This is a genomic window from Microbacterium lacus (assembly GCF_044794305.1).
GTDB lineage: Bacteria > Actinomycetota > Actinomycetes > Actinomycetales > Microbacteriaceae > Microbacterium > Microbacterium lacus_B.
In genome coordinates this window covers 3,447,818-3,468,023 of record NZ_CP084996.1, presented here as the reverse complement: position 1 = coordinate 3,468,023, position 20,206 = coordinate 3,447,818, and the positions used below count along the sequence as shown (strand labels likewise).

At 66.6% G+C, this 20,206-nt stretch carries 15 protein-coding genes; 7 read left to right on the top strand and 8 right to left on the bottom strand.

The window, feature by feature from the left end; translation table 11 throughout:
- Positions 1–12 precede the first annotated feature (12 nt).
- From infB to LG299_RS16255, 4 genes are all read right to left on the bottom strand, one after another.
- Positions 13–2,814 (bottom strand): translation initiation factor IF-2, encoded by a 2,802-nt coding sequence (infB, locus tag LG299_RS16270; protein ID WP_404432116.1) that lies wholly within the window; start codon positions 2,812–2,814, stop codon positions 13–15.
- A 91-nt stretch (positions 2,815–2,905) separates the two neighbouring features.
- Positions 2,906–3,091, bottom strand: coding sequence for a YlxR family protein (locus LG299_RS16265; protein ID WP_404432114.1), 186 nt, complete (start codon positions 3,089–3,091; stop codon positions 2,906–2,908).
- Positions 3,092–3,189: 98 nt separating this feature from the next.
- The gene (nusA, locus tag LG299_RS16260; protein ID WP_404434927.1) at positions 3,190–4,179 is read right to left on the bottom strand and encodes a transcription termination factor NusA; all 990 of its coding nucleotides are present in this window, start codon (positions 4,177–4,179) and stop codon (positions 3,190–3,192) included.
- Positions 4,180–4,285: 106 nt separating this feature from the next.
- Positions 4,286–6,130 carry a lipase family protein gene (locus LG299_RS16255; protein WP_404432112.1) on the bottom strand — a complete coding sequence of 615 codons (1,845 nt, stop codon included), beginning with the start codon at positions 6,128–6,130 and terminating at the stop codon, positions 4,286–4,288.
- Between the two features lie 84 nt (positions 6,131–6,214).
- Between LG299_RS16255 and LG299_RS16250 the strand changes: the two genes are divergently transcribed.
- Entirely contained in the window at positions 6,215–7,714 is a 1,500-nt protein-coding gene (locus LG299_RS16250) for an alanine/glycine:cation symporter family protein (protein ID WP_404432110.1), read from the top strand.
- A gap of 3 nt (positions 7,715–7,717) precedes the next feature.
- Here the strand turns inward: LG299_RS16250 and LG299_RS16245 are convergent, their stop codons facing one another.
- Positions 7,718–8,764, bottom strand: coding sequence for a TIGR00730 family Rossman fold protein (locus LG299_RS16245; RefSeq protein WP_404432107.1), 1,047 nt, complete (start codon positions 8,762–8,764; stop codon positions 7,718–7,720).
- A 79-nt stretch (positions 8,765–8,843) separates the two neighbouring features.
- Here LG299_RS16245 and LG299_RS16240 point away from each other — a divergent pair, with 79 nt between their 5' ends.
- Both LG299_RS16240 and LG299_RS16235 read left to right on the top strand, forming a co-directional pair.
- Positions 8,844–9,647, top strand: coding sequence for a DUF1206 domain-containing protein (locus LG299_RS16240; protein ID WP_404432105.1), 804 nt, complete (start codon positions 8,844–8,846; stop codon positions 9,645–9,647).
- Between the two features lie 62 nt (positions 9,648–9,709).
- On the top strand, positions 9,710–10,228 hold the full coding sequence (locus LG299_RS16235; RefSeq protein ID WP_404432103.1) for a pyridoxamine 5'-phosphate oxidase family protein: 519 nt from the start codon (positions 9,710–9,712) through the stop codon (positions 10,226–10,228).
- A 120-nt stretch (positions 10,229–10,348) separates the two neighbouring features.
- Here LG299_RS16235 and LG299_RS16230 read toward each other — a convergent pair whose 3' ends face one another.
- Positions 10,349–12,115: a proline--tRNA ligase gene (locus LG299_RS16230; RefSeq protein WP_404432101.1), complete on the bottom strand. Its 1,767-nt coding sequence runs from the start codon at positions 12,113–12,115 to the stop codon at positions 10,349–10,351.
- An 80-nt stretch (positions 12,116–12,195) separates the two neighbouring features.
- On the opposite strand from LG299_RS16230, the gene LG299_RS16225 reads away from it, so the two are divergent.
- Together LG299_RS16225 and pcp are read left to right on the top strand one after the other, a co-directional pair.
- Positions 12,196–13,632, top strand: a complete 1,437-nt coding sequence (locus LG299_RS16225; protein ID WP_404432099.1) for an RNB domain-containing ribonuclease — start codon at positions 12,196–12,198, stop codon at positions 13,630–13,632.
- Between the two features lie 43 nt (positions 13,633–13,675).
- Positions 13,676–14,314, top strand: coding sequence for a pyroglutamyl-peptidase I (gene pcp, locus LG299_RS16220; RefSeq protein WP_404432097.1), 639 nt, complete (start codon positions 13,676–13,678; stop codon positions 14,312–14,314).
- A 9-nt stretch (positions 14,315–14,323) separates the two neighbouring features.
- Here the strand turns inward: pcp and LG299_RS16215 are convergent, their stop codons facing one another.
- The gene (locus tag LG299_RS16215; protein ID WP_404432095.1) at positions 14,324–15,502 is read right to left on the bottom strand and encodes a benzoate/H(+) symporter BenE family transporter; all 1,179 of its coding nucleotides are present in this window, start codon (positions 15,500–15,502) and stop codon (positions 14,324–14,326) included.
- Positions 15,503–15,684: 182 nt separating this feature from the next.
- Positions 15,685–16,836, bottom strand: coding sequence for a flavodoxin-dependent (E)-4-hydroxy-3-methylbut-2-enyl-diphosphate synthase (gene ispG, locus LG299_RS16210; RefSeq protein ID WP_404432093.1), 1,152 nt, complete (start codon positions 16,834–16,836; stop codon positions 15,685–15,687).
- Between the two features lie 63 nt (positions 16,837–16,899).
- Between ispG and LG299_RS16205 the strand changes: the two genes are divergently transcribed.
- Positions 16,900–18,135, top strand: a complete 1,236-nt coding sequence (locus LG299_RS16205; RefSeq protein ID WP_404432091.1) for a low temperature requirement protein A — start codon at positions 16,900–16,902, stop codon at positions 18,133–18,135.
- A gap of 138 nt (positions 18,136–18,273) precedes the next feature.
- Positions 18,274–20,184 carry an anthranilate synthase family protein gene (locus LG299_RS16200; RefSeq protein ID WP_404432089.1) on the top strand — a complete coding sequence of 637 codons (1,911 nt, stop codon included), beginning with the start codon at positions 18,274–18,276 and terminating at the stop codon, positions 20,182–20,184.
- Positions 20,185–20,206: the final 22 nt, after the last annotated feature.

Below are 20,206 nucleotides of genomic sequence, written 5' to 3'. Positions count from 1 at the left end.
CGCAGCCAGCGACTATCCGCGCGGCTTCTCAACCATTTCTGTCGTTTCGATTTCGTCACCGATCTGGATGTCGTTGAACTTACCGAGACCGATACCGGCCTCGAAGTCCGTACGCACCTCGGTGACGTCGTCCTTGAAGCGACGCAACGACTCGATGGCCAGGCCATCGGCGATGACGACACCGTCGCGGATGACGCGAGCCTTCGCGTTGCGCGTGATCGTTCCGGAGCGGACGATGACACCGGCGATGTTGCCGAACTTGGAGGAGCGGAACACCTCGCGGATCTCGGCCACACCCGACTGCTTCTCTTCGAACTCCGGCTTGAGCATGCCCTTGAGGGACTGCTCGACGTCGTCGATCGCGTTGTAGATGACCGAGTAGAACCGGGTGTCGACACCTTCACGCTGGGCGCGCTCGCGTGCCTTCGTGTCAGGGCGGACGTTGAAGCCGATGATGATCGCGTTGTCGATCGTCGCCAGGTTCACATCCGACTCGGTGATCGCACCCACACCGCGGTGGATGATGCGCAGCTGCACGGAGCCATCGACCTCAATCTTGAGGAGCGACTCTTCGAGCGCCTCGACAGCACCCGAAACGTCACCCTTGATGATGAGGTTGAGCGACTCGACCTTGCCCTCTTCGAGTGCGCGGGTGAAGTCCTCGAGCGAGATGCGCTTGCGCGCCTTGGCCAGCTGGGCGTTGCGCTCAGCAGCCTCACGCTTCTCAGCGATCTGACGGGCGAGACGGTCTTCGTCGGTGACGATGAACGTGTCGCCGGCCTTGGGCACCGAGTTGAGGCCCTGCACCTGAACAGGACGCGACGGCCACGCCTCGAGCACGGCATCGCCGTTCTCGTCTGCCATGGCACGCACACGGCCGTAGGCCGTGCCCGCAACGATCGCGTCACCGACGCGGAGGGTTCCGGACTGGATGAGCACCGTGGCAACCGAACCGCGACCCTTGTCGAGCTTCGCTTCGATCGCGACACCGCGGGCAGCCTTGTTCGGGTTGGCCGTGAGATCAAGCCCTGCGTCGGCGGTCAGCAGCACAGCGTCCAGCAGCGCCTGGATGTTCTTGCCATCGCGGGCAGAGACATCCACGAACTGCACGTCGCCGCCGTACTCCTCGGCGACCAGCCCGTATTCGGTGAGCTGCTGGCGCACCTTGGCCGGGTTGGCGTCGGGCTTGTCGACCTTGTTCACGGCGACCACGATCGGCACACCAGCGGCCTGGGCGTGGTTGAGCGCCTCTACCGTCTGGGGCATGATGCCGTCGTCAGCGGCGACCACGAGGATCGCGATGTCGGTCACCTGCGCACCACGCGCACGCATGGCGGTGAACGCCTCGTGACCCGGGGTGTCGATGAAGGTGATCGCGCGCTCGATGCCGTCGTGCTCGGTCCAGACCTGGTACGCACCGATGTGCTGCGTGATACCACCGGCCTCGCCGGCGACCACGTTGGTCTGGCGGATGGCGTCGAGCAGTCGCGTCTTACCGTGGTCGACGTGACCCATGACGGTCACGACGGGCGGACGGATCTCGAGGTCTTCCTCGTTCTCGGCATCCAGCTCAGCGTCGAGGTCGAGACCGAAGCCCTCGAGGAGCTCCTTGTCTTCGTCCTCGGGCGAGACCATCTGGATCTTGTAGCCGAGCTCGGCACCGAGCACCTCGAAGGTGGCCTCGTCGAGCGACTCGGTCGCCGTCGCCATCTCACCCAGGTTGAACAGGATGGTGACGAGGGTTCCGGGCTGCACGGTGTAGCCGGTCAGGTTCTCGATCTTGTCGGCGAAGTCGGAGATCGATGCGCCACGGCGCATGCGGATGATCTCGCCGTTACCGCGCGAGACGTTGACGCCACCGACGACGGGGGCATCCCGCATTTCGAACTCTTGACGCTTAGCCCTACGCGACTTGCGCTGCTTGGACTTGCCGCCACCCTTGCCGAAGGCACCTGCGGTACCACCACCGGGGCCACGGCCACGACCGCCGCCGCCACCGGGGCGACCGGCGAACCCGCCAGCCGGAGCACCGGCACCAGGGGCACCGCCACCGGGACGCTGGAATCCACCACCGCCACCGCCGGGGCGACCGGGGCCGCCGGGGCGCTGCTGGAACGGAGCACCACCGGGACGACCAGCACCACCGGGACGGCCAGGGCCACCCGGACGAGCGCCGGGAGCACCGGGGCGAGGAGCACCGGGGCGAGGAGCCTGGGGGCGCGGGATGTTGCCGGGAGTCGGACCCGTCGACGGACGCTGGCCCATGCCCTGCGCCGAAGCGAAGGGGTTGTTGCCGGGTCGGGGTCCGGTCGGACGCTGTCCCATGCCCTGCGACGACGCGAAGGGGTTGTTGCCGGGACGTGCGCCTCCGGGGCGGGGTGCGCCCGGGGTGGGTGCGCCCGACTCGGGCGCGGCCGGAGACGGAGCCTCGGAGGCGGGGGAAGCGGGTGCTGCCGGAGCGGGTGCTGCCGGAGCGGGTGTTGCGGCAGCGGGCTCGGGAGTCGCTGCTGCGGGAGCGGCCGGAGCCGGAGCCGGAGCGGGTGCCGGAGCCGGAGCAGCCGGACGTGCAGGCCCCGGACGAGCCGAGGACGAGCGCGCCGAAGCGGCCGGCTTGCTGTCAGCGGAAGCAGTGGGGGCGCTGTGAGCGCCATCCGCCTCAAGGGCAGCACGAAGCTTGCGAGCCACGGGGGGCTCGATGGTGGACGAGGGGCTCTTGACGAACTCGCCGAGCTCTTTCAGCTTGGCGAGAGCCACCTTGCTGTCGACTCCGAGTTCGGAGGCGATCTCGTGTACGCGGGGTTTGGCGTTAGCCACAATTCTCCTGTCTGGGATCTACCCAGGCAGGGCAGACCATTAGTCGCGGACGGGACTCATTTTGAGCCGTTCACTTTGATTCCATAGCCGTTCAGCCGTTTCGCTGGAGGGTGTTCATGAGGGTCTGCGGGTCAAGAGGGCCTGACACGCGCAATGCACGTACGAAGGCGCGGCGCCGGATCGCGGCATCCACACACTCATCCGTCGGATGCACCCACGCGCCCCGCCCCGGCATCGTCGCACGCTCATCAGGAATGAGGTGGGAGCGAATGGCCACGACCCTCAGAAGGGCGGACCGGGAGGCACGCGCACGGCAACCGACGCACGTTCGTACGGGTTCCATGCTACACCTCCGGCCTGGGCGCCCGCCCGGGGTCAGGCGTCTTCCAGGATCGAATCCGGCTGAATGTCGATCTTCGCGCCGGTGAGCTTGGCGGCGAGGCGAGCGTTCTGGCCCTCTTTGCCGATCGCCAGCGACAACTGGTAGTCGGGTACGAGCGCGCGGACGGCCTTGGATGAGGCATCCAGAATGTAGCTGGAAGTCACCTTCGCCGGCGACAGAGCATTCGCGACGAACTTCGCGAGTTCGGGGTCGTAGTCGACGATGTCGATCTTCTCGCCGCTGAGCTCTTCGGTGACCGCGCGCACGCGGCGACCGAGTTCGCCGATGCAGGCACCCTTGGCGTTGATCGACGGGTCGTTGGCCTTCACCGCGATCTTGGTGCGGTGACCGGCCTCGCGGGCGAGCGAGACGATCTCGACGAGGCCAGAAGCGATCTCGGGCACCTCAAGGGCGAACAGTTTGCGAACGAGTCCGGGGTGGGTGCGCGACACAGTGATCTGCGGACCCTTCGTGCCCTTGGTGACCGCGGTCACGTAAACGCGCACGCGTGAACCGTGAGCGTAGGACTCACCGGCGACCTGCTCTTCGGGCGGAAGGATGGCCTCGACCGTGCCGAGATCGACGTGCACCATGCGGGGATTCGGGCCCTGCTGAACGACGCCGGCGACGATATCGCCCTCTTTGCCCTTGAACTCGCCCAGTACGGCGTCGTCGGCGATGTCGCGCAGACGCTGGCTGATGACCTGCTTCGCGGCGAACGCGGCGATACGGCCGAAGTCATCGGGGGTGGACTCTTCTTCACCGATGACGATGTCGTCTTCGTCGAGCAGCGGCACGAAGACGGCGACGTGGCCGGTCTTACGGTCAAGAACCGCTCGTGCGCCCGCGGGAAGCTCGCCCGTCGGCGAGGTGTGCTTGGCGTACGCGGTCAGGATCGCCTGCTCAATGATGCCGACAAGTTCCTCGAAGGGGATTTCCTTCTCACGCTCGACGGTCCGCAACAGTCCAAGATCGATGTCCACGATGGCCTCCATATTCAGCTCTTACCGGCACGCTTCGCGCGCCGGAACCCTACAACGTTACCGGATGCCTCGCTCGCAAAGTCCGGGAGATACTCAGGATCAGCGATCAGCGATGGCAGTCATCGAGCGGGACCCCGGAACCCGTGAGCACCGTGTCGCTCCAGTTGGTGAGCAGTCCGAGGAATCGGGATGCGGGCACGAGGGTTCCGCGGTGGTCGTAGCCGGCGTAGATCACCCATCGGACGCGATCGCCCTGCGCGCACAGGTCGCTGACAAACTCGTGCTGCAGACGCGGAGGAATCACCTCGTCGGCGTCACCCCATGCGACCAGGATCGGCGCCTTAGACGGACCTGAAGGAGCGTTATCGGCCAGGTGGTCTCCGAGTGGCCCCTCGGAGAGGTCGCCGAGAAAGAGCGGCCGATCCTCCGATACCCCGATCGCGGTTGCCACCGAGACGACCAAGCCCGGTTCGTCCACACAGCGCTGAGTCATCTCGCGGACGATCGGGGCAGCACCCGGCGTGACGTAGCGAGACAGATCCACATCAGGGTAGGTATCGGCGTACGGGACGAGTACCCAAGCCGTGAGAATCGAGAGCACCGCATCCCCCTCCCCCGACGCCATCTCGTCGGCGAGCGCGCGAGGATCCGACACCGGTGCGAGCAGAGCGGTCCCTCGAATGTCGAGCTCAGGGGTGTAGTCCTCGGCGATCTGCGACATCCAGAGCGCTGCGTGGCCTCCTTGCGAGTGCCCCCAGGCGACGGTCCGCTCAGAGAGTCGCAGACCATCCAGTTCACGGGCCGCGACGACCGCGTCCAATGAGGAGCGCGCCTCACCGCGACCGATGAGGTAGGGGAACACCCCCGGCGCCCCCTGCCCGGAGTAGTCCGTGGCCACGACGACCCACCCGCGCTCGATCGCGTCGTTCACTGCGGGGATCGCCCAGTGGGTCGCCGACGCATCGCGCAGACTCGGCGCGCAGTCACGGGCCACCCCGGTGGTGCCGTGGTTCCAGGCGATCACCGGACGGTGGCCGGGAGGAGGGTCTTCGGGAACGATCACCAGCGCGCTGGCAACCGCAGGTTGTCCGAGCGCATCTCGTGTGGTGTACAGGATGCGGGTGACATTCGCGCCGGGAGGGTGCTGGCCGAGAAACACATCGCTGCGGATGAGCCTGCCGTGCTCGTAGGGAACCACGTCGGGTGGATTGTAGAACGCGTCTACGACGGGTGTGCCGTCGGCCAACCAGTCGTTGAGCCACCAGCCGCCCGAGGCGACGACGATCAACACGCCGGCGAGCGCATAGCGGCCGGTAGCCATCCATGCACGAGCAGATCGTGACGGGGTGCTCACGATCTCGGAAACCCCTAAGCCTGATCCCCCAGCACGGGGTGTGACGAGTCCGCTCAAACCTCGCCACACGAGGATGACCCCGAAGATGATCGTCCGCACACCGAAGACCACCGCCACGACGATCGCGGTGATGTCGGGCCAGGTGAGGGCGAGGATGCCGAACACGATCTGCGCCGCACCCCATACCGCACTGAGCACGCGCTCGCTGAGGGTTCCGCGCGTCAGCGCATCCGACAGGCTGACGAGCGCGCCCATGAAGAGCAGCAGCGCCAGCACCGACGGCAGCAGATCGAGCGTGCGACCGAAGCCGATGAGGATGACCGCGCCCAGCGCGAACCATACCGTCGCGATGATGCGGCGTGGCCAGTGGGGAGTAGCGCGGTGGGTGAGGAGTTCTGCCACGCCGGTGAGGATCGCGCTCACCGCGATGTACACCGTGAGGAGCCAGAGCGACGTCAGCGGGCGAGTGACGACGAGAAGGCCGATAGTCAGGATCACGGCCCCGACGATGGCCACCACCGCGGGCGGTGCGCTCGATGTCAGCCGCGGAAGAATGCTCCAAGGGGAGCCCGTGCGGCGAGGTGGACCGCTGATCACCTCGTCAATGCTACGTCGACGATCACCGCACCAACTCACGACCAACAGTGGCGGGCGACACATCTACGCCGACATACTGGGCCGATGGACGAACTCAACGCATGGCTTCTGACCTGGGGCGACAACCTATGGACGTGGGCCGTGCTCCCCGTCGTCATCGTGCTCGGGCTCTACTTCACGGTCCGATCGGGGGTAGTGCAGTTCCGGCTCATTCCCGAAATGTTCCGGACACTGACCGATAAGACTCCGCGGACCACGGACGGCAAACCGCAGTCCGTGTCGGCATTCCAGGCTTTCACGATCTCGGCGGCCTCACGCGTCGGGGTCGGCAACATCGCCGGCGTCGGCACGGCGATCGCGATCGGCGGGCCTGGCGCGGTGTTCTGGATGTGGCTCATGGCCTTCGTCGGTGGCGCGTCGAGCTTCATCGAGTCCTCGCTTGCGCAGTTGTTCAAGATCCGCGACAAGGATGGGTTCCGCGGTGGACCTGCGTACTACATGGAGCGCGGCCTCAAGGCGAGATGGCTCGGGATCTGGTTCGCCATCATCCTGATCATCTGCTTCCCGTTCGCGTTCAGCTCCCTCCAGGCCAATACGATCTCGGCGACCGTCGTCGCAACAATCGGCGACAGTGCTCCCGGATGGCTTCCGTGGGCGATCGGCATCGCTGTCGCTGTGCTGACCGGCCTCGTGGTCTTCGGGGGTGTCCGACGCATCGCGTCCGTCACCCAGCTGCTCGTGCCGATCATGGCGCTCGCCTATCTGCTCCTGGGTCTCGCGGTGGTCGCCATCCACATCGACCAGCTGCCCTCGGTGTTCGCCCAGATCTTCACCGAGGCCTGGGGTCTCCAGGGCGTCTTCGGTGCGGCCCTCGGTCAGATCATCATGACGGGCGTGAAGCGCGGCATGTTCTCGAACGAGGCTGGGCTCGGTTCCGCTCCGAACGCCGGCGCCTCGGCCGCCGTCACTCACCCGGTCAAGCAGGGACTCGTCCAGACGCTCGGCGTCTACTTCGACACGTTCCTGGTCTGCTCGATCACGGCCTTCATCATCCTGGTCTCGGTACCCGACCTTGAGAACGCCGAACGAGGTATAAGCCTGACGCAAGGGGCGCTGGTCTCGACACTCGGTGATTGGTCGAGCATCGCGCTCAGCATCATCATCTTCATGCTGGCGTTCTCGTCAATCATCGGCAACTACTACTACGGCCAATCCAACATCGAGTTCATCAACCCGAACCCGATGCTGCTCACCGGCTACCGCGCACTGGTCGTGCTTGCAGTGCTTGCGGGCTCGGTGGTTGGCGCTGACCTCGTCTGGAACTTCGCCGATGGCGTGATGGGGCTGATGGCGCTCACCAACCTCATCGCGATCGGTCTGCTCTCGGGGATCGCGTTCCGACTGCTGAAGGACTACACCGAACAGCGCAGGGCAGGACTCAACCCTGTCTTCACACGCGACCGGATGCCCGATGTGACCGGAATCGAAGTGTGGGAGGACTCGCTCTCAGTCACCGGGCCGATCGACCTCCCGACCAAGCAACGCGCGGACGCTAAGCACCGCGATCACCTGCACGAGGGCTGAGCTCTAGCGGTTGGTTCGGGCGCTCTCGAGGTTATTGACCGCCCGGATCAGCCGGAACAGCGATCCGACCCTCCACTGATCGAGTGTCAGCACCAGCCGCGGTAGATCGAGCCGGTCACCATCCTCGATCTCGTGACGGTGCGGTTCGGCACGCTCGATCCTGCCCTTGAGCAAAAGGTGTTCGAACTGGTCGTTGAGCGCCCGGATCTCAGCATCCGTCGGCGCATGCCGCAACCGCAATACCAGACGCGAGCCGATCCATCGGAGCGAGTCGTAGTTGCTCCAGAAGTTCGTGATCTCGGATGCAGCGGCCTCCACCGAGTCCGTCACCAGCACGCGATCGAAGTCGTCGGGAGAGATCACTCCGGAGGGGATCAGCTGCTCGTCGATGAATCGACGCAGGCCCGCCCAGAACGTGCCGCCAGGCTCGTCGAGCAAGACGATCGGGGTCGGCTCAGCCTTGCCCGTCTGCTGGAGCGTGAGCAGCTCGAACATCTCGTCCAGTGTGCCGAAGCCCCCGGGCACACAGACGAACCCCTGCGACTCCTTCACGAGCATGAGCTTTCGGGTGAAGAAGTACTTCATCGCCACGTTGCGGGCGTTTGCAGCCACCACGGCGTTGGGCTTCTCTTCGAACGGCAGCCTGATCGATACACCGAGCGATTGCTCAGCACCCGCTCCCTCGGCCGCCGCTTGCATGATGCCCGGGCCCGCACCAGTGACGACCATCCAGCCGCGCTCGGCGAGCGCTGCGGCCACGGCGGATGCCTGGCCGTACAGGGCATCCTCGGTCTTCGTGCGGGCGGACCCGAAGATCGTCACCTTGGGGACATGCGAATACGGCGCAAAGAGCTGAAACGCCGTGCGCATCTCGCTGAGCGCCGCAGAGGTGATCTTCAGATCGAGGCGGCTCGTGCCGTCTATCCCCAGCCCGACACCGGTGACGAGAATGCGGGCGATGAGGTCGACGTTGTCGGTGATGCCGGCGTCGGCGATGAGCCTGCGGATGTCGTCGGTCGCTTCGACGGGGACGGTGGAGCTGTCACGCATACCTCCAGCGTGCCACTTTCTGCAGCGAGGGGGCGTGAGCGGAGTAAACAGACGGCATCGACGTGCTTAAGGTGGACTCGTGATCACCGATGCCCATGAGGCCGCGCGCGCAGCCGAGGCATCCGCCCTCATGCAGGCGTTTGCGCGGTCAGGCTATGCCGCCAACGGTGCGGTGCACGTACTGGTCGGCATTCTGGCGCTCATCGTGGCTTTCGGCGGCGACAGCGAGACCGACCAAGCGGGGGCGTTCAAAGCGATCGCCGCAATCCCGTTCGGCTTCGTCGTGCTTTGGGCGATAGCCATCGCTCTCTGGGCTCTCGCGCTCTGGCATGCGATCGAAGGCCTGCTCGCCCGCCGCGACAGCTCGGCGAAGAAGTGGGGCGTTCGTGTCTCGGAGTGGGGCCAGACGCTGGTGTTCCTGTGTCTCGGATTGATCGCCGCCGCTGTCGCGCTCGGTGCGAAGCCCGATGCCGACGAGGCCGCGCAAGCGGTCAGCCGTGGTGTGCTCGTAATTCCGGGTGGAGTCTTCGTTCTCGGTGCCACCGGTCTGGGTATCGCGATCGGCGGTATCGCCTTCATCGTGATGGGTGTGCGCCGTAGCTTCGAGAACAAGATGACGATCCCCGACGACGCACTCGGCAACGGCGTGAAGACACTGGGAATCGTCGGGTTCGTCGCCAAGGGCGTCGCGCTGCTCATTCTGGGCGTGCTCCTTCTCGTCGCCGCCGTGCGCGGCGAAGCCTCAGCTGCGGGCGGATTGGATGCCGCAATCGACGCGTTGCTCGCGGTGCCCTCCGGACCCTGGTTCGTCGGAGCGATCGGCGCAGGGCTCATCATCTACGGAGTCTTCTGCGGGTTTCGTGCGAAGTACGCGGATCTGTAGCCCGCGGCATCCACCCTGTCAATGCCCTTTGTTCTGCCGAGCTGATCACGCACGCTCGGACGATGTCAGAGAACACCCCCGAAGAGGTCACCGGCGTCGAGGCCATGGCGCGCATCAAAGAACTGGTCGAAGACATCGACTTCACGATGCTGACTACGCAGGATGCCGCGGGCAACCTGGTGAGCCGGCCCATGAGTACCCGGCAGATGGATCGGAACGGTGACATCTGGTTCTTCACGCTCGATGACTCCAAGAAGGTCGATGAAGCGCGCGCCGACCACGACGTGAATCTCGCCTACGCGGACTCGAAGGGCTTCCGGTTCGTGACCGTCGCCGGGCGCGCTCAGGTCGTGCACGACCGAGCCAAAATGGACGAGCTCTACACCTCGTCGCTCACGATCTGGTTCGAGGACGGGCTCGACACCCCCGGGATTGCGCTGTTGCGCGTCACGCCCGTCGAGACCGAGTTCTGGGAGCCACACCACGGCAAGCTCGTCACCGCGGCGGGAATGCTGAAGGCCTTGGTCACCAAAGAGACCCCGGACGACACCATGCGTCACGGCAAGGTCAGCCGAGTCTGACCGGCTTGTCTGATCGCGTGCGAGCACCGCACGAGCACAGGCAGAATCCCCAGAACAGGATGATCGTTCGCGCCTCGTCTTTTCTGGGGATTTCTCCTGTCTGGCTGCGGTGACCCCCGACTAACGGGTGAGCTGCGACGCGACCTCTGCGACCGGGACGGTCGTACGCTCGCCGGTGCTACGGTCCCAGAGCTCGACCTGGCCGTCGGCCGCGCCCCGGCCCACGATCACGATCTTGGGCACACCGACGAGTTCGGCGTCGCCGAACTTCACGCCGGGTGAGACCTTGGGGCGGTCGTCGTAGAGAACGTCCATTCCGGATGCCTCGAGCTCGGCCGACAGCGCTTCGGCGACCTGGTAGGCCACCGCGTCTCGGCCTGCGGCCACGACGTGTACGTCGAACGGCGCCACTGACGCCGGCCAGATCAGGCCCTTTTCGTCGTTGTTGAGCTCGGCCAGGATCGCGAGGATGCGGGTCACGCCGATGCCGTACGAGCCCATCGTGACGGTTACGAGTTTGCCGTTCTCGTCGAGCACCTTGAGGCCCAGGATGTCGGCGAAGAAGCGTCCGAGCTGGAAGACGTGGCCGATCTCCATGCCGCGTGCGAGTTCGACCGGGCCGGATCCGTCCGGCGCGGGGTCGCCCGGGCGCACCGTGGCGACCTCGACGAAACCGTCGCCGGCGAAGTCGCGACCGGCGACCAGGGTGTGCACGTGCTTCTGGTCGATGTTCGCGCCGGTGATCCAGGATGTTCCGTCGACGACGCGGGGGTCCAGGACAAAACGGATGCCGGTTGCGGACTCCTCGCCGAGGATCGCGCCGCTCTCCGACCACGGGCCGATGTAGCCCTTGACCAGTAGCGGGTGGCGCGCGAAGTCGGCTTCGGTGGCGGGTTCGACAGCGGCCGGGGCGAAGGCCACCTCGACGCGCTTGTCGTCGATGTCGCGGTCGCCGGGGACGCCCACGATGACGAGCTCGCGGGTGCCATCAAGGTGGGTGAGCGCCAGCACGACGTTCTTCAGGGTGTGCGCAGCGGTCCACTCCCCCTCGGCCGGGGCCTCGAGGTGAGCGTTCGCGTGGTCGACGAGGGTTTGGATCGTCGGAGTGTCGGGCGAGTCGAAGATGGCCGGCTCGCCCAACCCGTCGAACGGGCTCGCCTCGGGAACGACCGTCGTGAACGCCTCGACGTTGGCCGCATAACCGCCGCTCGAACGCACGAAGGTGTCTTCGCCGATCGGGGTCGGGTGCAGGAACTCCTCGCTGCGCGCCCCGCCCATCAGGCCGTTGTCGGCGTTGACGATGACGTACTCGAGCCCGAGCCTCGTGAAGATGCGCTCGTAGGCATCGCGCTGCGCCTGGTACGAAGCATCCAATCCCGCGTCGGTGTAATCGAACGAGTACGCGTCCTTCATCGTGAACTCGCGCCCCCGCAGGAGTCCGGCGCGCGGACGCGCCTCATCGCGATACTTGTCCTGGATCTGATAGATCGACAGGGGCAGATCCTTGTACGACGAGTACAGGTCTTTCACCAGCAGGGTGAAGAGCTCTTCGTGGGTGGGGGCAAGGAGATAGTCGGCGTCCTTACGGTCCTTCAGGCGGAAGATGCCGTTGCCGTACGCCTCCCACCGCCCGGACTGCTCATACGGGTCGCGGGGAACCAGCGCCGGGAAGTGCACCTCGTAGGCACCGGCGTTCGTCATCTCGTCGCGGATGATGCCCTCGATCTTCGCCTTGACCTTCAACCCCAGCGGGAGCCAGGCGAAGATTCCGGGCGCCTGGCGCCGGATGTACCCGGCACGGACGAGCAACCGGTGGCTCGTGACCTCGGCATCGGCCGGGTCTTCACGGAGCGTGCGGAGGAAGAAATGCGAGAGACGTGTGACCACGAGGGTCAAGTTTAGGCGGACGGATGCCGGGGCCCGCCGCGTCCGGCCACAATACCTACGGCCCGACATAGGCTGACCACGTGCAGGTGCGCCGATCTCGACTCGTCCCGTCCGAAGCCCGCGACGAGCTGGCGGAATCACTGAAGGCGCTGCGGGCGTCGTTGAATGCGCCGGGTGAGTTCTCGCCCGCGGTGCAGTCCGAAGCCGAGGCGGTCGCGCGATCGGTATCAGTGGACCCTACTGTCGCGGGTTTACCGGACCTTCGCGATATCCCCTTTCTGACGATCGACCCGCCCGGCTCGACCGACCTGGACCAGGCGATCCACCTCGAGCGCACCCCGGATGGCGCCGTACTGCACTATGCCATCGCTGACGTGCCCGTCTACGTCGAGCCCGGCGGCGCGATCGATGTCGAGGCCAGGCGCCGGGGCCAGACTCTTTACGCCCCGGACGGGCGCGTGCCGCTGCATCCGGCCGTCCTCAGTGAAGGCGCGGCCTCTTTGCTGCCGGGCACGGATCGGCGTGCGTTCGTCTGGCGGTTTCTGCTGGACGAGGGATCACGGCCCCTCGAAACCACTCTGACCCGCGCGATTGTGCGGTCGCGCACTCAGTGGACGTACGACGACGCTCAGCGGGCTATCGACGGCGGCACCGACGACGAAACACTGGCAGCACTCCCCTGGTTCGGTACCGAGCGCGCGGTGCGCGAACGCGAGCGCGGCGGGGCGAGCCTGAACCTCCCCGAGACGCACATCGTCGCCGAGGCCGACGGGTACCGGCTCGAACGCAGCGAGGGCGTGCCGCTCGAGGAGTGGAATGCCCACGTGTCTCTTCTGACCGGGATGGCCGCGGCCGACCTCATGCTGCGCGGTGGCATCGGTATCCTGCGCACGATGCCACCCGCCGACCCCGACGATGTCGCCGCCTTTCGCGCACAGACCGTCGCCCTCGGAGTGCCGTGGCGCTTCGACGTCGAGTACGGCGACTACTTGCGCAGCCTCGGCCAGAGCGCGCCCGAGCGGGCGGCCCGCGAGTACGCGGCCTCGCTCTTCCGCGGCGCGGGCTACGTTGCGTTCGACGGCGAAGCGCCGGAAGAGACCATCCAGGCCGCGATCGGTGCGCCCTACGCGCACACGACCGCGCCGCTGCGCCGACTCGTCGATCGATGGTCGCTGGTGATCTGCGAGGCGATCGCGCAGGGTCGCGAGGTTCCGGCCTGGGCGCGGGACAGCCTCCCGGACGTGCCCACTCTCATGGCGCGAAGCAGCCAGCGCGCGAGCCAGCTCGATGCCGGGGCACTCGACCGCGTCGAGGCAGCCGTCCTGCACGGCCGAGAGGGCGAGGAGTTCACCGGCATCGTCCTCGCCCAGCGCGGCGACGGCGCCCGGGTGCAGGTGCGACAACCTCCCGTCGCGGTGAAGGTCGCAGGGCTCACCGAAGAGCCGGGCTCGACCGTGCGCCTTCGCCTGGAGCAGGCGTCCGTCGCCGACGGCTCGATCATCTTCAGCCGGGCTTGAGCTCTCCAGGCTCACCGCAGTCTCACCCGCCTACGCTGGAGCGATGACCACCGTCTTGCTTACCGGATTCGAACCGTTCGGCGGGGACGCCTCCAACCCCTCAGGCGTCGCGGTGCGGCGGGTTGCCGAGCGGTGGACGGGCCCGGACGTGCTGATCACCGACGTGCTGCCGGTGACCTTTTCAGGGGCGGCTGAGCGGCTGCGGGAGTTGATCGCCCAGCACTCGCCCGATGTCGTCGTCGCGGCAGGCCTCGCCGGCAACCGATCTGCGATCAGCATCGAGCGGGTCGCGGTGAACCTTGCCGATGCCCGCATCCCCGACAACGACGGAGCGCAGCCGGTCGACCAGCCCAGTGTTGCAGGAGCGCCCACAGCGCGGTTCGCGACGCTCCCTGTCAAGGCGATCGTCCGTGACCTGCTCGCAGCTGGCGTCCCCGCCGAGATCTCGTACAGCGCCGGCACGTTCGTCTGCAACCACGTGTTCTTCGCGGCGATGGATGAGGCATCCGCCCATCCCGGCGTTCGTGCCGGATTCATCCACGTGCCGTGGGATGTCGACCACGCCCCGATGACGGCTCCGTACCTCGAACTCGACGACATCGTGCGCGCTCTCGAGGTGGCCATTCGGACCTCGCTCGCTGAGGAGAGCGACATTGGGGCAATCGGCGGCGCGGTCTCCTGAGCCTTCGCCTCAGCGCCGGAAGTGCAGGACGGCCCTGACGATCAAACCCGCGACCAAGGCCCAGAACGCCGCGCTGACGCCGAGAATCGCTACGCCGGATGCCGCGACCAGAAAGGTCACGACCGCCGGGAGCCGCTCGCCCGGGTCATCAATGGCCTGTTGGATCGACGATCCGAAGGCGGCGAAGAGCGCAATGCCCGCTACCGCGGGGATCACGCCCTCCGGCGCGAGGAGCACGAGCGCGACGAACGCGGCCGACATCGCCCCGAGGACGATCCCCGATACTCCCGCCGAGATGCTCGCCACCCATCGCCGCTGCGGGTCAGGGTCGGCTTCGGGCGCCGCAGCGAGCGCGGCGCTGATCGCAGCGAGGTTGATCACATGCCCACCCGCGGGGGCAGACAGCGCCGACCCGATGCCGGTGACGAACATCGCTGGACGCCACGGAACTTCGTACCCGTAGCTGCGCATGATCGCGACCCCGGGTACGTTCTGCGATGCCATCGTCACGAGGAAGAGTGGGAGGGCGATCCCGACAAGGGCGCCGAAGGTGAAGACGGGGGCAGTGAACTCCACCCTGGGCACGAGGACCGCGGGGTCGAGGGGAACGCCGGTGGAAATCAGATGGACGGAGACGACAACGGATGCCGCAACAAAAGCGAGCGGGACAGCCCAGCGTGGCGAGAGTCGGGCGAACACGAGCCAGGTGACGATCACCGGCGCCACGCCCCATGGGTTCGCCACAAGGCCCCCGACCGGCGCGAGGCACAGCGGCAACAGCACCCCCGCGAGCATCGCCTGAGCGATGGAGGGCGGAATCCGTGCGATGAGTCGACCAAGGTGTGGCCAGACTGCCGTCAGAAGTATGAGACCCGCGACCACCAGGAAAGCACCCACTGCGGCTGGCCACCCGCCTTCTATCGCTCCCGTCGCTGCCAGCAGCGCGGCCCCGGGGGTGGACCACGCGACCGTGATCGGCATCCGATATCGCCAGGCCAGCACGATCGCGGCGAGTCCCATCGTCACGCACAGCGCGAGCAGTCCGCTCGCTGCCTGGGCGGGGGTCGCGCCGACTGCGCGTAGGCCGGTGAGCACAACCGCGAACGAACTCGTCACCCCGACCAGGGCCGTGACGACTCCCGCGGTGATCGGTCGCGACAGGCCGGACGTACGCGGTGTGTCGGTCATGAGCCTTCCTCGGGTGAGTGAACGAGCCACTCGCACGCTAGCGCAGGCGTGTCGCGCTCACGAACCGCAGAGTCGGCGCCGAGCGCGCGCACGCCCAAACCCGCACAGACTCAGGCCTGACCGGCCTCGACTTCGTCCTCGACGCGCTCTCCCGGCGCGCCTCGTGACTGACTGAAGCGGCTTCAGGCCGTGATGACCTGTGCGGTGCCGAGCGCGGCGTCCGGGCCCATCTCGGCGGCCAGACGGTTGGCCTCTTCGATCAGGGTCGCGACGATCTCGGACTCGGGCACCGTCTTGATGACCTCGCCCTTGACGAAGATCTGGCCCTTGCCGTTACCCGAGGCCACACCGAGGTCGGCCTCACGGGCTTCGCCGGGTCCGTTGACGACACAGCCCATGACCGCCACGCGCAGCGGCACGGTCATGTCTTTGAGTCCCTCGGTGACATCGTCGGCGAGGGTGTAGACGTCGACCTGAGCTCTGCCGCACGACGGGCACGAGACGATCTCGAGCTTGCGCTCGCGCAGGTTGAGGGACTGAAGTATCTGGTGACCGACCTTGACCTCTTCGGCGGGCGGCGCCGACAGCGAGACGCGGATCGTGTCACCGATGCCCTCGCCGAGCAGGATGCCGAATGCGGTCGCGCTCTTGATCGTGCCCTGGAATGACGGGCCCGCCTCGGTGACACCGAGGTGCAGCGGCCAGTCACCCATCTCGGCGAGAAGGCGGTACGCCTTCACCATGATGACGGGGTCATTGTGCTTGACCGAGATCTTGAAGTCGTGGAAGTCGTGCTCTTCGAAGAGGGATGCTTCCCACCGCGCACTCTCGGCGAGCGCCTCGGGCGTCGCCTTGCCGTACTTTTCGAGCAGACGCGGGTCGAGCGAGCCAGCGTTGACACCGATGCGCAGTGAAACTCCCGCGGCCTTCGCCGCGGCGGCGATCGAGCCGACCTGGTCGTCGAACTTGCGGATGTTGCCTGGGTTCACTCGGACGGCCGCACACCCGGCGTCGATCGCCTGGAAGACATACTTCGGCTGGAAGTGGATGTCGGCGATCACCGGGATCTGGCTCTTCTTGGCGATGATGTGCAGCACATCCGCGTCGTCCTGGGACGGCACCGCGACACGCACGATTTCGCAGCCGGATGCTGTCAGCTCCGCGATCTGCTGGAGCGTGGCGTTGATGTTCGTGGTCGGCGTCGTGCACATCGACTGAACGCTGACCGGCGCGTTGCCGCCGACGAGCACCTTGCCGACCTTGATCTGGCGGGACTTGCGGCGGGGGGCGAGGGTTTCGGGGACCTTGGGCATCCCGAGATTCACTGCTGGCACGTGTTCAAGCCTACGCCGCCCCACACGCACAGGGACGAGCGCGGCCGTGTACTTTGATCGGTCATGAGCTTGAATCACAGTCTGACCCGCATGGTCGGTCGCGATCCGCACCAGCACCACCGATCGGCAACTCCCCTGGAGCTGCTGTTCGACCTGACTTTCGTCATCGCGTTCAGCCAGGCAGGCACGCAGGCGGCCCACCTGCTCGAGCTCGGGCACCTCGGTAACGCTGTCATCGGTTTCATCGTGGCGATGTTCGCAACAACCTGGGCGTGGATCAACTACTCGTGGCTAGCCAGCGCCTACGACAACGACGACATCTTCTTCCGCGTCGCCACGCTCGTGCAGATGGTCGGGGTCCTGATCATGGCGCTCGGTTTCCCGTCGTTCTTCCACTCGATCGAAGAGGGCGTGTACCTCGACAACTCGATCATGATCGCCGGCTACATCGTCATGCGCGTCTCGGCGATCGCGTTGTGGTTGCGGGTTGCCTCGCATGACCCTCAGCGCCGCCGCACCGCAATGACCTATGCGATCGGCCTTGCGATCGTCCAGATGGGGTGGGTCGTGGTGTTCTTCGCCCGACAGAGCATCGTGGTCGGCCTCACCTTCATGGTTGTCCTCGGCGTGCTCGAGATGCTCATCCCGGTGTTTGCCGAACGGCGCGGAGAGACTCCGTGGCACCCGCACCACATCGCTGAGCGCTACGGCCTGATCGTCATCATCACGCTGGGTGAAGTTCTCCTCGGCACGATCTTGGCGGTCTCCGCGGTCGTCGAGAGCGAGGGCTGGAGCATCCAAGCCGTCCTCGTTGCCTTCGGTGGAACCGTCCTGGCCTTCGCGATGTGGTGGGTCTACTTCGTCCTGCCCTCCGGGCAGATCCTCCACCGCCACCGCGAGCGCGCGTTCGGGTGGGGCTACGGCCACATGCTGTTGCTCGCCTCGATCGCCGGTGTCGGCGCGGGACTGCACGTCGCGGCGTATGTGATCTCCGACGAAGCGCACGTCGATGCGACGTTCGCTCTGCTCTGCGTCGCCGTGCCGGTGCTCGTGTTCGAGTTCTCACTCCTAGCGCTCTACACGCTCCTCGTTCGCGAGTTCGATCCGTTCCACTTCTGGCTCTTCCTCGGCTCCGTGGGCGTACTCGGCGTCAGCGTGATCGCCGTGCTTTCCGGAGCCACGATCGGGGTGGCCCTGGTGATACTGGCCTGCTCACCGATCGTCATCGTGGTGGGCTACGAACTCGTCGGACATCGTCACGAGATGGACGTTCTCCAGCGGGACGCAGCGCGGGGCTGATTGCCGCTGTGATAAGTTCGGCGCATGCTCGCAAACCACACCTGGTGGCCCGCCTTCTAGGCGGTGTTTCGAGCGAAACAGACCGCCCTCGGGCGGTCTTCTTCGTTGGGCGACCGCCCCCACGACGAAAGACCGACGATGACCGGCGCTGTACCCTCGATCCTCGATCTCGCTGATCGCGGAATCCCGTTCGCTTTGATCGCCCGCGACGGCGCGACCGTTGAGGTGCTCACCGGTGATGTCGTGGACGTCGACCTGCTGGCAGAGATCCCCCTGACGGATGCCTCGGGCACTCCCCGCGAGGTCTTCGCGCTGGTGCCCTACCGCCAGGTGCGTGAGCGCGGTTTCGTCTGCCACGACGACGGCGCACCCCTGCGGTGCCTGGTCGTGACCGACCATCACGCGGTGCCGCTCGACGAGGTGCTCAAGACTTTGCCGAGTGCTCCGATCGCTCTCGAAGACGCGGGCTTCGACATTCCCGACGAGGAATACGCCGACATCGTCCGTCGAGTGATCGCCGATGAGATCGGTCGCGGCGAGGGTGCGAACTTCGTCATCCGGCGTGATTTCACCGCGGAGGTGGGGGCGGATGCCGCCACTGCCGCTCTCACCTGGTTCCGCGCCCTCCTCGAACACGAGCGCGGGGCGTATTGGACCTTCGCGGTCGTGACCTCCGGCCACGTCGCGGTCGGAGCGAGCCCCGAGGCGCACGTCAGCGCGATCGACGGGGTCGTCACGATGAACCCGATCTCGGGGACCTTTCGCCACCCCGACGGCGGCGCAACGCCCGAGACGTTGGCGGAGTTTCTGCGCTCGACCAAAGAGACCGAAGAGCTCTTCATGGTCGTCGACGAAGAGCTCAAGATGATGTCGGCGGTCTGCACCGACGGCGGACGGATCACCGGACCGCACCTCAAAGAGATGTCGCGGCTCACCCACACCGAGTACGTCCTGCGCGGCCGCAGCCGCCTCGACCCGCGCGAGATCCTCCGCGAGACGATGTTCGCGCCGACGGTGACCGGGTCGCCGATGCAGAACGCCTGCACGGTGATCGCTCGTCACGAGCGCTCCCCTCGCGGGTATTACTCGGGTGTCGCGGCGCTCTTCACCCCGCGCGAAGCGCTGGCCGCAGGCGAGCCGAGCCATGACCTCGATGCGCCGATCCTCATCCGCACGGCCTACCTGCAGGACGGCAGGCTCCGCGTGCCGGTCGGAGCCACCCTCGTGCGCCACTCGGACCCGTACGGCGAAGTCGGCGAGACCCATGGCAAGGCTGCCGGAGTCCTCGGCGCAATCGGTGCCGTGCCGCGCGATCGCGGGGTGGTCGAAGCATCCGCCGTCGACGAAGACGCCCCCACCGCAGAGCCCCGACGCCTCGCCGACGACCCGGCGATCGCCGAACTGCTGGCCTCGCGCAACGCCCGGCTGGCGGCGTTCTGGCTCAACCCTCAAGAGACGGCGGGCGACGGCCCGTTCGCGGGGCGTTCTGCGCTGGTCGTCGACGCCGAAGACCGCTTCACCACGATGCTCGCCCACCAGCTGCGCCACCTCGGTCTCGACGTGACCATTGCGCCGTGGAGCGACGTGCGCGATGAAGATGTGGATGCCGCGGACCTCGTGGTGTCTGGTCCAGGCCCTGGCGACCCGCGCGATCCGTCCTCTCCTCGCATGCAGCGCATGCGGACCGTGGTCGCGCGCCGACGCGCCTCGGGAACGCCGCTGCTGGCGGTGTGTCTCAGCCACCAGATCCTCGCCGACTCGCTCGGTATCGATCTCGCCCCGCTTGCGGCACCTCACCAGGGACTGCAGAAGACCGTCGAGATCTTCGGGGATGACGCATCCATCGGCTTCTACAACACCTTCACCGCGCGGGTGGACCCCGGTACGACGCGAGTCGGAGTGGCGGATGTCGCGGCCGACGCGGACGGAGCCGTCTATGCGTTGCGCGGCCCCGGCTTCGCCTCAGTACAGGGGCACCTGGAGTCGATACTGTCGCGCGACGGCATGACGACCCTCGAGCGTCTGGTGACGCGCGCCCTCAGCGACTGAGCCACGCCCGCCGCTCATCCTG

Coding starts and splice junctions, on each gene's coding strand:
- LG299_RS16205 (WP_404432091.1), top strand. CDS start 16,900: ATGAGCTTGAATCACAGTCTGACCCGCATGGTCGGTCGCGATCCGCAC.
- pcp (WP_404432097.1), top strand. CDS start 13,676: ATGACCACCGTCTTGCTTACCGGATTCGAACCGTTCGGCGGGGACGCC.
- LG299_RS16235 (WP_404432103.1), top strand. CDS start 9,710: ATGTCAGAGAACACCCCCGAAGAGGTCACCGGCGTCGAGGCCATGGCG.
- LG299_RS16215 (WP_404432095.1), bottom strand. CDS start 15,502: ATGACCGACACACCGCGTACGTCCGGCCTGTCGCGACCGATCACCGCG.
- LG299_RS16200 (WP_404432089.1), top strand. CDS start 18,274: ATGACCGGCGCTGTACCCTCGATCCTCGATCTCGCTGATCGCGGAATC.
- LG299_RS16245 (WP_404432107.1), bottom strand. CDS start 8,764: ATGCGTGACAGCTCCACCGTCCCCGTCGAAGCGACCGACGACATCCGC.
- LG299_RS16250 (WP_404432110.1), top strand. CDS start 6,215: ATGGACGAACTCAACGCATGGCTTCTGACCTGGGGCGACAACCTATGG.